The following is a 13,739-nucleotide window of genomic DNA, read 5'->3' on the forward strand; positions in this document are numbered from 1 at the left end:
CACGATATTGGCTACGCACTATGAGAGGACCAACGGCAAGCCAACCAGCGCCGATTCCTTCCAGTGTTGCGGAAAAGCTGAGTGGGCGACCATTCGCAAGCTTTGCCAAGTTAAGGGAAGCGATCTGGTTAGAGGTATCAAACGACCCGGAGTTGAGCCGACAGCTTGGAGAGTTAAACCTTCAGGAGCTATCAAACAAACGTGCACCTCGTGCCCCGCTAGCAGATCGAGTCGGCAAGCGCGTGAAGTATGAAATCCATCACAAACACCGGGTCAGTGAAGGGGGATCAGTTTATGATCTGGACAACCTTATAATTATGACCCCTAAAGACCACATCCAGACTCACAGGAATAACCAATGAAACTGAAATCCAAACTGAGCGATTACACCGAAGCTGAGTTCATGGAAATTCTAAGTGAGCTTTTCACTGGCGTAAGCGAAACGAGGGAAGATGCCGAAGAGTACGTGAACAGCCTTGTAGACCACATTACAGAAGTGACAGAGCATCCGGAAAAATCGGACCTCCTGTATTACCCGCTCGAAGGCAGAGAGGATAGCGCCGCAGGGGTTATGAAAGAAATCAAAGAATGGCGAGCTAAAAATGGCAAGCCTGGATTCAAAAGTTAAGCACTCCATAAACTAACAGCTAAAACACTATAAAAAGGAAATCATCCATGGAAGAACTACATCATCACCTACGGCAATTACCTGGTTTTCTGCAAGCCGAGATTGCGGCTTACGTCGGCGACTGGAGCGGGATGAATTATATCGAAATAACCGACAAACACATACATGCTGTCAACCATCTGATAAGCAGTAAACGAGCGCCCCTGCAGCCGATTAATATCGAGTATGCCCATACACTTTGGGGTAACCAACGCTCAACCAAAGAAGATATGGAAATGAGCGCATACCTACGAACGCTTCCTAGCGACGGTCGTATAGATTTAATTGCCGAAGCCAGATTCTTCATGGAAAGTATCCTGTTCCTAGAGAATTTCAAACGCAGCATCGAAGACTTACTTACTCGGCTATTAGAACTTGGTCGCCAACACGCAGAGCGCATGGCCCAAGAAGCCGCACAACGCCAAGCCGAAGAAGAAGCGCGCGCGCGAGCCGAGGCGGAAGAGGCGGCTCGCCGACTCGCGGAAGAGCAGGCTGCGCAGCAGCGAGCCATAGAGGCAGCGTTCCAGCTTGCACAGCGTCAGGTCGAAGAAGCCGAGCACGCATTGGCCCTACGCAACGCCGAGGAAGCTCGCGCTAAAGAGGCCGAATCCAACCGAGCGATAGAGATGACGTTCGGGCCTGAGGCGTCGCGAGAAAACGATAATGCGATCAAGGTGCTGAGAGGCACTATCGAAATCGCGATCACCGACTTCTCGAATACGATCAGCGCTCACGGGGCGCTCGACATGAGTCAGCTTGAAGCGATTCAAAATATGAGCGCGACTCACTAACCGCTCACCAACAGTGCGGGGACCAAGGCAATAATGCTTTGGCCCCGGCACTTCGCTAACGCGCCCTCCCTTACAACGCCTTCCTCACACTCTCCGGCAAATAATCAACATACCTGCGCATCGGATTTTTTTGGCATTGAGCGACAATACCCGGCGTCGCCTCCAGCAGTTCAAGAACCAGCGCCTGACGCTCGTCCAGGGTGAGAAATTGCTCTATGACCGGACTGCTCGACAGGTACAGTTCTGTGCGCATCAGCGCATCCGGCTTGACGTCTTTGCGCCATCTGCGTCCCTCGAACATTTCCGTATTCAACTGCCAGCACAACACCTGCTTCAGCTCGACATTGGATGTCAGCGGCGGGTTGACATGTGGCCGCCCCGTGAAATTGAACGTGACCGTAACTGCTTCGCCCTCGGGGTGAGCGGCCGGCGGCTGCCAAGGTTCGAAGACCCACTGTTCGACAGCACTTCGGGTCAGGCTGATGAGCCTCGGATCGGGCGCCCCGAGCACTTCGAGGAAGCGCACGCCTCCATCGGCCTGAATGAAAACTCTGATGCTGACACTGCGTTTTACGGAGGAACGAAGCATCGATGTCGGATAGCCCGGCTCAGGCATGTGCAAGGGCACAGGATAAGACGGCAACGCCTGTGCTCCCCCCGCCCAAAGCAATCCCGTAAGCATCATGCAACCCAGCACGCAGCTCATTCGCTGCCCTCCGCTTGCTCAGCCAACCCCACCATCAACGTCTTGATCGGCGCTGGCAGATAGTCGCCATACAGACGATCGGGATTGCTTCGGCAATTGCTGACCATCATCGGTATCGCGGCGCCCAGTTGCTCAAGCAGCACCTGGCGTTGGGGCTCGCTACGCAGGTGGGCAACATGGCTGCCGAACAGCGCCTGCCCGGTGTACCAGAACACGTCGACTTTACTCAGCGGTTCCTTGGGATAGTCCTGGCGGGCAGCTTTCACTTCGTGGTTCAGGTAGCCACAGCGGATATTGCCCAGGCCCACGGTCACCTCGGTGTTGAAGCGCCGATAGCCGTGGGAACCAAAAATGACGGGCACGGTGATCGTGGTCATGGGCGGCGCGCCGACTGTTCCGACCCAGGGTTTATAGCGCCATTGGCGCAGTGCTTGCTCCACCGCTTCGGCGAGTTGCGGGTGGCCGCTCTCGATGGCCCGGACTTCACGAACCTGGCCGTCGGACTTGATCCACAACTGGGCGCGGACCTTGCCCGCATAGCGGGTCTTGACCAGCTCAGGCGGAAAAACCGGTGCCGGCGTGTATATCGGCACCAGAAATGGCTCTGCAGCGCTGACGTGAGGGGCCAGTGCTGCGGCAATCATGAACACGGTCATTCTCATTGTTGTAGGGCTCATCGTCGTGGTGCACCTCCGGGGCGCAGTGATGACGATGGTAAGAGCCTGCCGACATCTCAGTTAGCGCACGACTTCCGATACGCCTGTAGGACCAATCCCAAACACTTGAAACGCCTGCAAACATTTACGCAATGTTCGTAAAACAACAGCTGATTGCCTGCAATTCCTACAAAGAATCAGCCCGAAGGCACTGCTTTTTTCTGTAATGAAAATGTAATATTCGCATTCGCAAAAACAACAATAATCAGGAGCTTCTCCATGTTTGGGTTTTTCCGCCCCGCCAGGCATCAGGCACCCCTTCCCGAAGAAAAGATCGACAGCACCTATCGCCGTCTGCGCTGGCAGATCTTCGCAGGCATCTTTATCGGCTATGCGGGTTACTACCTGCTACGCAAGAATTTCTCGCTGGCGATGCCGTATCTGATCGACGAAGGCTATACGCGTGGCCAGCTGGGCGTGGCGATGTCGGCCATTGCGATTGCCTACGGCTTGTCGAAATTCCTCATGGGCATCGTTTCGGATCGCTCCAACCCGCGTTACTTTCTGCCGTTCGGCCTGCTGGTGTCTGCCGGGATCATGTTCATCTTCGGCTTCGCGCCGTGGGCGACGTCCAGTGTCACGATCATGTTCGTGCTGCTGTTCATCAATGGCTGGGCGCAGGGCATGGGCTGGCCGCCGAGCGGGCGGACGATGGTCCACTGGTGGTCGCAGAAAGAGCGCGGCGGTGTGGTGTCGGTGTGGAACGTAGCGCACAACGTCGGCGGTGGCCTGATCGGCCCGCTGTTCCTGCTCGGCATGGGCTGGACCAACGACTGGCATGCGGCGTTCTACGTACCAGCGGCGGTTGCGCTGCTGGTCGCAGTGTTCGCCTTCGCGACCATGCGTGACACCCCGCAATCGGTCGGCCTGCCGCCTATCGAGCACTATAAGAACGATTATCCGGAAGGCTACGATGCCAGCCACGAAGAAGAATTCAGCGCCCGGGAAATCTTCGTCAAGTACGTGCTGCGCAACAAGTTCCTGTGGTACATCGCCATGGCCAACGTGTTCGTTTACCTGCTGCGCTACGGCGTGCTGGACTGGGCACCTACCTATCTGAAAGAAGCCAAGCACTTCACGGTCGACAAGACCTCCTGGGCTTACTTTCTGTACGAGTGGGCAGGCATTCCGGGCACGCTGCTGTGCGGCTGGATGTCGGACAAGATCTTCAAGGGCAATCGCGGCCTGACCGGCATGGTGTTCATGTTTCTGGTGACCATTGCCACGCTGGTGTACTGGCTCAACCCTGAGGGCAATCCGACCGTCGACATGATCGCGCTGGTGTCCATCGGCTTCCTGATCTACGGCCCGGTAATGCTGATCGGCCTGCAGGCGCTGGAACTGGCACCGAAGAAGGCAGCAGGCACGGCCGCTGGTTTTACCGGGCTGTTCGGCTATCTGGGCGGGTCGGTTGCGGCCAGCGCGGCGATGGGCTACACGGTTGACCACTTCGGTTGGGATGGTGGTTTCGTGCTGTTGATCGGCGCGTGCATTCTGGCGATGGTGTTCCTTGCGCCGACGCTGCGGCACAAACAGGTCGCCAGCACGTCCCGCGACATCAAAGGCTGATCAGGCAGTCTCCGACTTGCAGCGCTTGAGCCGCGCCTCCAGATTCAGGTCTGGCATGGCGTGGCTACGCAGGGCCTTGGCGGTCTGCTCCACGTACTCGCGGGTGGTTCCATAGCGCCCTCTGGCGCTGGCGAGCACCTGGCTCAGCACGCTGTCCGGCAGGTTGCCTGCGTAGCTGGGCAGATGCCGCTCGAGCACGAAGCCCAGGGCCTGCACCTTCCTGCCATCTTCAAGGCGGCAATTGAGCCAGTGCGGGCGATACGAGGGGTACGGCATCTCGCGCTCCCACAAGGCCAGCAGCGATTTCTCCAGGCATTCATCCGGCAGACGATAGGCGAAGCCGGTGCATGAGCCGCCACGGTCCAGACCGAATACCAGCCCCGGTACTTCCGGCGTGCCTCGGTGTTCGTGCGACCAGAGGTAAAGCCCGCGGTGATAACCGTGCACTCGGGCGCGCTGGCTCTCCACGGCGGTGCACTCGGGACGCCAGATCAGTGAGCCGTAAGCGAACAGCCAGACCGGGCCGCCCTTGTGACGACGCATGGTGGTGTTCATGGATGCGAGCAGTTGCTCGCGGGTAAGCTGTGGGCCCATATCGATAACAGGCGGATACGTCAGGCCAAGGCCGTCATGCACCGCAGCGGCCAACTCGTTGATTGGATTCTCCATTTGCCTCCCTGACAGTCTGACTGTCAGTTTTTACCGAGCCCCGCCGACTCGCTCGTGGGTGAGCGGCATCAGGGTGTCGTGGTTCGGTTGTTGCCACAGGCCAACGGCCTGCCTCTACTAAAGTTGCCTGGCGACGACCATGCATCGCCATCGGTTGTAATCAATAAAGCAATTTACACTCCACTCATGCAGCCGTCAGTCCGGCATTAAGGACGCGGTGCGTAAGCGAACACATCTGCGCGCATCTGATGCGCGTCCATTCCGGCGTCGACCAGGGCGTCCAGGGTTCCATAGATCATCGCTGGCGAGCCGCTGGCGTAGACGTGGACGGCCGACAGGTCCTTGATGTCCTCGCAAACCGCCTCGTGCAGCAGACCGCAACGTCCTTCCCAGCCGCACAGGTCACTGACGACCTTGTGCAGGAACAGGTTCGGCAGTTTCGCCCACTCATCCCAATGGCTGACCTGGTAGAAATCCTCAGGACGACGCACGCCCCAGTAAAGGTGTACAGGATGACTGAAGCCTGTGGAGCGACAGTGTTCCAGCAAACTGTTCATTTGCGCCATGCCCGTACCGGCTGCGATCAGCACCAGCGGCCCGTCCGGCAGCTCGGCAAGGTGAGTGTCGCCAAAGGGCAGCTCGACCCGTGCCATGCGGTTGCGTTGCAGTTGCTCGATCAGGCTGCGCGCACTGTCTTCACGAGCCAGCACGTGCAGCTCCAGGTCGCGACCGCTGTGCGGCGCCGATGCGATGGAAAACGCCGACTTCTCGCCGTTCTCACGCTCGATCATCAGGTACTGCCCGGCGTGATAACGCGGTGGCTTGCCAGCCGGCGCGCGCAGGCCGACCCGCCAGACATCACCACCTACTTCGACGCACTCGCTCAGCTGGCAGGCAAAACTGCGCACCGGCAGTTCACCCTTGGCCAGCACGCCATCCCACAGCACTACGCAGTCCGTCAGCGGCACGGCCACACAGGTATGAATTTCGCCGTGATCAAGCGTCTGCCCCGACTGCATCACCCGGCCCTCGACCAACAGGGCCGAACAGACATGGCAGTTGCCATTGCGACAGCTCTGCGGGCACTCGTAACCCAGACGCTGTGCGGCATCGAGTATCCGCTCGCCCGGCAGGGTTTCCAGCACCGCACCTGATGGCTGCAAGGTTACGCGCATCAATCTATTCCCAACTGAGTCCAGATTTCGTCCACCCGGCGTGTAGTGGCTTCGTCCTTGACGATCGCCCTGCCCCACTCGCGGCTGGTCTCTCCTGGCCATTTGTTCGTGGCATCCAACCCCATTTTCGATCCCAGGCCGGACACCGGCGAGGCGAAATCGAGGTAATCGATGGGCGTGTTGTCGATCATGACCGTGTCGCGCTTGGGGTCCATACGCGTGGTAATGGCCCAGATCACGTCATTCCAGTCCCGCGCATTGATATCGTCGTCGGTGACGATCACGAACTTGGTGTACATGAACTGGCGCAAGAACGACCAGACACCCAGCATCACGCGCTTGGCATGGCCGGGATACTGTTTCTTGATGGTCACCACCGCCATGCGGTACGAGCAACCCTCGGGCGGCAGGTAGAAATCGACGATTTCCGGAAACTGCTTTTGCAGAATCGGCACGAACACTTCGTTCAGCGCGACGCCCAGAATGGCCGGCTCATCAGGCGGACGACCGGTGTAGGTGCTGTGGTAGATCGGCTTGATACGGTGCGTGATGCGCTCGACGGTGAGCACCGGGAAGCTGTCGACTTCGTTGTAATAGCCGGTGTGGTCGCCGTAAGGCCCTTCGTCGGCCATCTCGCCCGGGTGAATCACACCCTCGAGCACGATCTCGGCGCTGGCCGGAACCTGCAGATTGCTGCCACGGCACTTGATCAGCTCGGTGCGCGAGCCACGCAGCAGACCGGCAAAGGCATATTCGGAAAGGCTGTCCGGTACCGGCGTCACGGCACCGAGAATGGTCGCCGGGTCCGCGCCCAGTGCGACGGCCACCGGATAAGGCTCGCCAGGGTGCTTGACGCACCAGTCGCGGAAGTCCAGCGCGCCACCGCGATGGCTGAGCCAGCGCATGATGATCTTGTTGCGACCGATGACCTGCTGGCGATAGATGCCGAGGTTCTGGCGCTCCTTGTTCGGGCCTTTGGTGACCGTCAGGCCCCAGGTGATCAGCGGCGCAACATCGCCCGGCCAGCAGGTCTGTACCGGCAGCATGCCGAGGTCGACGTCGTCGCCTTCGATGACGATCTCCTGGCAGGGCGCATCCTTGACAACCTTCGGCGCCATGGCGATGACCTTGCGGAAGATCGGCAGTTTGGACCAGGCGTCCTTCAGGCCCTTGGGTGGCTCGGGCTCTTTGAGAAACGCCAGCAGCTTGCCAATTTCACGCAGCTCGCTGACCGCTTCGGCGCCCATGCCCATGGCGACGCGCTCCGGTGTACCGAACAGGTTGCCGAGCACCGGGATATCAAAACCGACCGGTTTTTCGAATAGCAGGGCCGGGCCCTTGGCACGCAAGGTACGGTCACAGATTTCAGTCATTTCCAGCACAGGCGAGATCGGCATCTGGATGCGTTTCAACTCTCCGCGCTGCTCAAGCTGCTGCACGAAATCCCTAAGATCTTTGAATTTCATTAACCCGGCCATTTATCCAATAGACGCACATCGTACCTGCTCCAGCCCTTCAAGGCAGCTAATCGGCGGCATGCAGGCAAAAAAAATGGTGCCCCGAAGGACACCATTTTTTGTTTCAGCCTGCCAGTTACTTGCGTTTCATGGACAGGAAGAACTCGTCGTTGGTCTTGGTCTGCTTGAGCTTGTCGATCAGAAACTCGATAGCTGCGACTTCGTCCATCGGGTGCAGCAACTTGCGCAGGATCCACATGCGCTGCAGCTCGTCATCAGCGGTCAACAGCTCTTCGCGGCGTGTGCCGGAGCGGTTGATGTTGATGGCCGGGAACACGCGCTTCTCTGCGATCTTGCGATCCAGAGGCAGCTCCATGTTGCCGGTACCCTTGAACTCTTCGTAGATCACTTCATCCATCTTCGAACCGGTTTCAACCAGTGCGGTGGCGATGATGGTCAACGAGCCGCCTTCTTCGATGTTACGCGCAGCACCGAAGAAACGCTTTGGCTTCTCGAGTGCATGAGCGTCGACACCACCGGTCAATACCTTGCCGGAGCTCGGGATGACGGTGTTGTAGGCACGTGCCAGACGGGTGATGGAGTCGAGCAGGATGACGACGTCTTTCTTGTGCTCGACCAGGCGTTTGGCCTTCTCGATCACCATTTCGGCAACCTGTACGTGACGGGTTGGCGGTTCGTCGAATGTCGAAGCGACCACTTCGCCGCGCACGGTGCGCTGCATCTCGGTCACTTCTTCCGGACGCTCGTCGATCAGCAGAACGATCAGATGCACTTCCGGATTGTTACGCGTGATGTTCGACGCGATGTTCTGCAGCATGATGGTCTTGCCCGCCTTCGGCGGAGCAACGATCAGACCACGCTGACCTTTACCGATCGGTGCGCACAGATCGATCACACGACCGGTCAGGTCTTCGGTGGAACCGTTACCGGCTTCCATCTTCATGCGGATCGTCGGGAACAACGGCGTCAGGTTTTCGAACAGAATCTTGTTCTTGGCGTTTTCCGGACGGTCGTAGTTGATCGTGTCGACCTTGAGCAGAGCGAAATAACGCTCGCCTTCCTTGGGTGGACGGATCTTGCCAACGATGGTGTCGCCGGTACGCAGGTTGAAGCGGCGGATCTGGCTGGGGGAGACATAGATGTCATCCGGGCCGGCCAGGTAGGAAGCGTCTGCAGAGCGCAGGAAACCGAAGCCGTCCTGGAGAATCTCCAGCACGCCATCACCGGATATTTCCTCGCCACTTTTGGCGTGCCGTTTGAGCAGGGAGAAAATGACGTCCTGCTTGCGCGAACGGGCCATATTTTCTATGCCAGCCTGTTCGGCCATTTCGAGCAATTCGGTAATCGGCTTTTGCTTGAGTTCAGTCAGGTTCATATGGGGAATGACGTAATCATGTATGGAGGGGGAAATTAAGCTTTTGGCTTAATGAGGCCGCGCCGCAGAGAAGGCGACAGGATCGCGTACTAAATCGAAAGGAGAGCGTCGGCGACGGCTAGCAGGGGGCAACGGAGAAGCCGTTGCGGGGCCGAATGTACCACCTGATTTTCAAGGCGTCTAGTACGACACCCGAAAAAAACCCCGCGATTTGCGGGGCTTTGAAACGCCTCAGATGTTGGCGTCGAGGAACGCAGCCAGCTGCGACTTCGACAGAGCGCCGACTTTGGTCGCTTCAACGTTACCGTTCTTGAACAGCATCAGCGTAGGAATGCCACGAACACCATGCTTGGCAGGCGTGTCCTGGTTTTCATCGATGTTCAACTTGGCAACCGTCAGTTTGCCTTGATAGGTGCTGGCGATTTCGTCCAGAACCGGGGCAATCATTTTGCACGGGCCACACCATTCAGCCCAGTAGTCAACAAGCACAGGGCCCTGAGCCTGGAGCACTTCGGCTTCAAAGGTGGCGTCGGTGACGTGTTTGATAAGGTCGCTGCTCATGGAAGTCTCCGAGGTCATAGGCTAAAACGACGCCCATCATAGCGGGCCTCAGGTGATTCAGGAAGCGAAGGATCATTGAGTATGACTATGATGCTCCATGACTGGAGTTATGGCAGGCGTTCAGTTGGCGGGCGAAACGAACACGATACCGGTGCGCAGTGCCGCGCCACGAATATGGTCCTGCATGGCCTTTTGCGCAGGCCCTGAAGCATGTCGGGCCAGTGCGCGAAGGATCTTGCGATGCTCCTGCCAGGTTTCCATGACCCTGGCCGCGCGGATGAACGGCATCTTCTGACTCTCAAGGAAGATGTCGGCCCCGGCAGTCACGATACCCAGCATCGCCTGATTGCCGCTGGCGACCAGAATGTGTCGATGAAACTCGAAGTCCAGCCGCGCCGCCGCCTCGAAGTCACCGGCACGCAACTCCAGGCGCATGGCCTCGACGTTGTCCTCCAGCACATCCCGCTCATCGGCGGTCAGGGTCACGGCTGCCATGCCTGCAGCGAAACCTTCCAGGGCATAGCGCAACTGAAAAGTGTCAGCCGGGGAAACCTGAGCTTCATAAGGCCAGGAAAAACCACTCGTGCGCTGTTCTGGTTCAGAAATCGACTGCACGAAGACGCCTTTGCCGGGCTGGACACTGACCACTCCGAGTGCACTGAGCGACGACAAGGCTTCACGCAAAGACGCCCGACTGACCCCCAGCAGAACCGCCAGATCGCGTTGCGACGGCAGGCTCTCGCCGGGCTTGTAGCCTTGCTCGGCGATCAATTTGCGAATGGCCCGGAGGGCTGATTCGGGTACTGCGAGTGAAGTGTGCGGCATCACTGTTCAGGCCAGTCAGTCCAGTAAAAATCCCTTTTATCCCCATCTTGAAAATTCGGCAAGCGACGCCCAGCACTGGGGCGGCAAGGCTTTAAAGCGCGCCAAAGCAGGGCGCACTGCCCTCAGACTGGTCAGACCAGTAAGACCATAAACACGCTGCAAACCTTGATTCATGGCCGGTAACCGGCGGATGGCATGCGCTGTGCACTGGAGACAGGCCAACACCTTTCGTTTCGCCCGGAGATTTCATATGACCAAGCGTTACAGCGCCCTGCTTACTGCATTGTTTGCCAGTCTGATGCTGAGCCAGACACCCGCCCACGCGAACGGCCTGGACGACGTTGTAGCGCGCGGCACCCTGAAGGTGGCCGTTCCGCAGGACTTCCCGCCGTTCGGCTCGGTCGGCCCTGACATGAAGCCCCGCGGCCTGGACATCGACACCGCACAGCTGCTGGCCGACAGGTTGAAGGTCAAGCTGGAACTGACCCCGGTCAACAGCACCAACCGCATTCCGTTCCTGACCACCGGCAAGGTCGACCTGGTGATCTCCAGCCTGGGCAAGAACCCGGACCGCGAGAAAGTCATCGACTTCTCGCGCGCTTACGCACCGTTCTACCTGGCGGTATTCGGTCCACCTGATTCGCCGGTCAAGGACATCGCTGACCTTAAAGGCAAGACCATCAGCGTCACCCGTGGCGCGATCGAGGACATCGAGCTGTCGAAAGTGGCTCCGGAAGGCGCGGTCATCAAGCGCTTCGAAGACAACAACTCGACCATCGCAGCCTATCTGGCCGGTCAGACCGACCTGATCGCCAGCGGCAACGTGGTGATGGTCGCGATCAGCGAGCGCAACCCCAAGCGCATCCCGGCGCTGAAAGTGAAACTCAAGGATTCGCCGGTCTACGTCGGCGTGAACAAGGGTCAGCCGGAACTGCTGGGCAAGGTCGATGAGATTCTGAACGCCGCCAAGGCTGACGGCACGCTGGAAAAAGCTTCCCAGACCTGGCTGAAGCAACCGCTGCCTGCCGATCTCTGATCACTGCTTTCCGGTAACAGGATTCACCAATGGCTTATCACTTCGACTTTACACCGGTCCTGCAGAGCATCGATCTGCTGTTGCGCGGGGCTTTGTTCACGCTGGAACTGACGGCCATTGGCACCCTGCTGGGCGTCAGTCTCGGTATTGTCGGTGCCGTCGTGAGGGCCTGGAAGATTCAGCCCTTTGCGACGATCTTTGCCATCTATGTCGAGCTGATCCGCAATACGCCGTTTCTGGTTCAGCTGTTCTTCATTTTCTTCGGTCTGCCGTCGCTGGGCGTGCAGATCACGGAATGGCAGGCAGCGGTGCTGGCGATGGTCATCAACCTGGGTGCCTACTCGACCGAAATCGTGCGGGCAGGTATACAGGCGATTCCCAAGGGTCAGCTTGAAGCATCGGCGGCGCTGGCGATGAGTCGCTATGAAGCCTTTCGCCACGTGGTACTGGTTCCGGCGCTGGGCAAGGTCTGGCCGGCACTGAGCAGCCAGATCATCATCGTCATGCTCGGCTCGTCTGTCTGCTCGCAGATTGCCACTGAAGAACTGAGCTTCTATGCCAACTTCATTCAGTCACGCAACTTCCGCTCGTTCGAAACCTACATTGTGACCACGCTGATCTACCTGGCCATGGCGCTGCTGATCCGGCAATTGCTGGCCTGGATCGGGCGGCGCTACATCTCGAGGAACCGCTGATGGATTTCACCCTCTGGGACATCGTGCGCAATCTGCTGATCGGCCTGCAATGGACCCTGGCCTTGTCGCTGGTGGCCTTCATCGGCGGCGGGCTGATCGGCTTGCTGATCATGGGCATGCGCACCTCGGAAAAATCCGGCCCGCGCATGACCGCGAAACTCTATATAGAACTGTTTCAGGGCACACCGCTGTTGATGCAGTTGTTTCTGGTGTTCTTCGGTGTCGCGCTGATGGGCCTGAACATTTCGCCCTGGGCTGCGGCGGCACTGGCCTTGACGCTGTTTACCAGCGCTTACCTTGCAGAGATCTGGCGCGGCTGCGTCGAATCGATCTCCAAGGGCCAGTGGGAAGCATCCGCGAGCCTGGCGCTGACCCCGTTCGAGCAGATGCGCTATGTGATTCTGCCGCAAGCGTTGCGCATCGCGGTCGCGCCGACGGTCGGCTTTTCCGTGCAGGTGGTCAAAGGCACTGCGGTGACGTCGATCATCGGTTTCACCGAATTGACCAAGACCGGCAGCATGCTGGCCAACGCCACGTTCGAACCTTTCATGGTCTATGGCTTCGTTGCCCTGGGCTACTTCATCCTGTGCTACCCCTTGTCGCTGTGCGCGCGCCATCTGGAAAGGAGACTGCATGCCTCTGCTTAGAATTTCCGCCCTGCATAAATACTATGGCGATCATCACGTGCTCAAAGGCATCGATCTGTCGGTCGAAGAGGGCCAGGTCGTGGCGATCATCGGTCGCAGCGGCTCGGGCAAAAGCACCCTGTTGCGCACGCTCAACGGCCTGGAGTCGATCAACGATGGCGTGATCGAGGTCGATGGCGAATACCTCGACGCCGCACGCGCCGACCTGCGCACACTGCGCCAGAAGGTCGGTATGGTGTTCCAGCAGTTCAACCTGTTCCCGCACCTGAGCGTGGGCGAGAACGTCATGCTTGCGCCGCAGGTCGTGCAGAAAGTACCGAAGGCCGAGGCCGCCAAACTGGCGAGGAAGATGCTCGAACGCGTCGGCCTCGGCGAGAAGTTCGACGCTTTCCCGGATCGCCTGTCCGGTGGTCAGCAGCAACGCGTGGCAATTGCCCGCGCACTGGCGATGTCGCCCAAGGTATTGCTGTGCGACGAAATCACCTCGGCGCTGGACCCGGAACTGGTCAACGAAGTGCTCAGCGTGGTGCGCCAGCTGGCAGCCGATGGCATGACCCTGATCATGGTCACCCACGAAATGCGCTTCGCGCGTGAAGTGGGCGACAAGCTGGTGTTCATGCACCAAGGCAAGGTGCATGAAGTGGGCGATCCGAAAGAGCTCTTCGCCAACCCGAAAACCCCGGAACTGGCGAACTTCATCGGCACAGTGGAGCACGCCTGACAGGGCCGAATACATACGCCTTGAAGAACCGTTAAGGCGAGACGTTCAGGTATCTGTAGGAGCGAACTTGTTCGCGAACAAGTTCGCTCCTACAGCCTGCGGCCAGAA

Annotated in this window: 15 protein-coding genes and 1 pseudogene; 8 read left to right on the top strand and 8 right to left on the bottom strand. The window is 58.6% G+C overall.

All coding sequences use genetic code 11. From position 1 onward, the window contains the following. Positions 1–23 precede the first annotated feature (23 nt). The 3 genes and pseudogenes from BLR20_RS28285 to BLR20_RS16640 all read left to right on the top strand — a co-directional run. A pseudogene (locus BLR20_RS28285) lies at positions 24–362 on the top strand (HNH endonuclease signature motif containing protein); the annotation flags it as partial. Next, a complete protein-coding gene (locus tag BLR20_RS16635) occupies positions 359–628 on the top strand; it encodes a bacteriocin immunity protein (protein ID WP_010413539.1) in 270 nt (89 codons plus the stop codon). The pseudogene BLR20_RS28285 and the gene BLR20_RS16635, both read left to right, overlap by 4 nt. Before the next feature lie 47 nt (positions 629–675). After that, positions 676–1,458, top strand: a complete 783-nt coding sequence (locus BLR20_RS16640; protein WP_054994426.1) for a hypothetical protein — start codon at positions 676–678, stop codon at positions 1,456–1,458. 70 nt (positions 1,459–1,528) lie between these two features. Here BLR20_RS16640 and BLR20_RS16645 read toward each other — a convergent pair whose 3' ends face one another. Together BLR20_RS16645 and BLR20_RS16650 are read right to left on the bottom strand one after the other, a co-directional pair. Next, complete coding sequence (locus BLR20_RS16645; protein ID WP_025990948.1) at positions 1,529–2,164, bottom strand: energy transducer TonB; 636 nt, start codon at positions 2,162–2,164, stop codon at positions 1,529–1,531. Beyond that, complete coding sequence (locus tag BLR20_RS16650; RefSeq protein WP_412778640.1) at positions 2,161–2,826, bottom strand: energy transducer TonB; 666 nt, start codon at positions 2,824–2,826, stop codon at positions 2,161–2,163. Before BLR20_RS16650 ends, BLR20_RS16645 begins: the two co-directional genes overlap by 4 nt. 273 nt (positions 2,827–3,099) lie before the next feature. Here BLR20_RS16650 and glpT point away from each other — a divergent pair, with 273 nt between their 5' ends. After that, the gene (gene glpT, locus BLR20_RS16655; RefSeq protein ID WP_004414477.1) at positions 3,100–4,449 is read left to right on the top strand and encodes a glycerol-3-phosphate transporter; all 1,350 of its coding nucleotides are present in this window, start codon (positions 3,100–3,102) and stop codon (positions 4,447–4,449) included. Here glpT and BLR20_RS16660 read toward each other — a convergent pair whose 3' ends face one another. The 6 genes from BLR20_RS16660 to BLR20_RS16685 all read right to left on the bottom strand — a co-directional run bounded on the left by BLR20_RS16660 (position 4,450) and on the right by BLR20_RS16685 (position 10,532). Beyond that, positions 4,450–5,118 (bottom strand): gamma-glutamylcyclotransferase, encoded by a 669-nt coding sequence (locus tag BLR20_RS16660; RefSeq protein WP_003317342.1) that lies wholly within the window; start codon positions 5,116–5,118, stop codon positions 4,450–4,452. Positions 5,119–5,324: 206 nt separating this feature from the next. Then, positions 5,325–6,293, bottom strand: a complete 969-nt coding sequence (locus BLR20_RS16665; protein ID WP_054994425.1) for a CDP-6-deoxy-delta-3,4-glucoseen reductase — start codon at positions 6,291–6,293, stop codon at positions 5,325–5,327. Continuing rightward, positions 6,293–7,759, bottom strand: a complete 1,467-nt coding sequence (ubiD, locus tag BLR20_RS16670) for a 4-hydroxy-3-polyprenylbenzoate decarboxylase (RefSeq protein WP_010431263.1) — start codon at positions 7,757–7,759, stop codon at positions 6,293–6,295. The genes BLR20_RS16665 and ubiD overlap by 1 nt, the downstream gene beginning before the upstream one ends. Positions 7,760–7,886: 127 nt before the next feature. Then, entirely contained in the window at positions 7,887–9,146 is a 1,260-nt protein-coding gene (gene rho, locus BLR20_RS16675; protein ID WP_002551560.1) for a transcription termination factor Rho, read from the bottom strand. 231 nt (positions 9,147–9,377) lie between these two features. Next, a complete protein-coding gene (gene trxA, locus BLR20_RS16680; RefSeq protein WP_010431266.1) occupies positions 9,378–9,707 on the bottom strand; it encodes a thioredoxin TrxA in 330 nt (109 codons plus the stop codon). A gap of 120 nt (positions 9,708–9,827) precedes the next feature. Then, entirely contained in the window at positions 9,828–10,532 is a 705-nt protein-coding gene (locus BLR20_RS16685; protein WP_004409077.1) for a FadR/GntR family transcriptional regulator, read from the bottom strand. 250 nt (positions 10,533–10,782) lie between these two features. Here BLR20_RS16685 and BLR20_RS16690 point away from each other — a divergent pair, with 250 nt between their 5' ends. Genes BLR20_RS16690 through BLR20_RS16705 form a run of 4 tightly spaced genes read left to right on the top strand, consistent with a single transcriptional unit; the run spans position 10,783 to position 13,631 of the window. Then, on the top strand, positions 10,783–11,568 hold the full coding sequence (locus BLR20_RS16690; RefSeq protein ID WP_010431270.1) for a transporter substrate-binding domain-containing protein: 786 nt from the start codon (positions 10,783–10,785) through the stop codon (positions 11,566–11,568). A gap of 29 nt (positions 11,569–11,597) precedes the next feature. After that, on the top strand, positions 11,598–12,263 hold the full coding sequence (locus BLR20_RS16695) for an amino acid ABC transporter permease (protein WP_003317350.1): 666 nt from the start codon (positions 11,598–11,600) through the stop codon (positions 12,261–12,263). After that, on the top strand, positions 12,260–12,910 hold the full coding sequence (locus tag BLR20_RS16700) for an amino acid ABC transporter permease (protein ID WP_054994424.1): 651 nt from the start codon (positions 12,260–12,262) through the stop codon (positions 12,908–12,910). Before BLR20_RS16695 ends, BLR20_RS16700 begins: the two co-directional genes overlap by 4 nt. After that, a complete protein-coding gene (locus tag BLR20_RS16705) occupies positions 12,897–13,631 on the top strand; it encodes an amino acid ABC transporter ATP-binding protein (RefSeq protein WP_003432251.1) in 735 nt (244 codons plus the stop codon). Before BLR20_RS16700 ends, BLR20_RS16705 begins: the two co-directional genes overlap by 14 nt. The last annotated feature ends 108 nt before the right edge of the window (positions 13,632–13,739 follow it).

Source organism: Pseudomonas congelans (assembly GCF_900103225.1).
GTDB lineage: Bacteria > Pseudomonadota > Gammaproteobacteria > Pseudomonadales > Pseudomonadaceae > Aquipseudomonas > Aquipseudomonas congelans.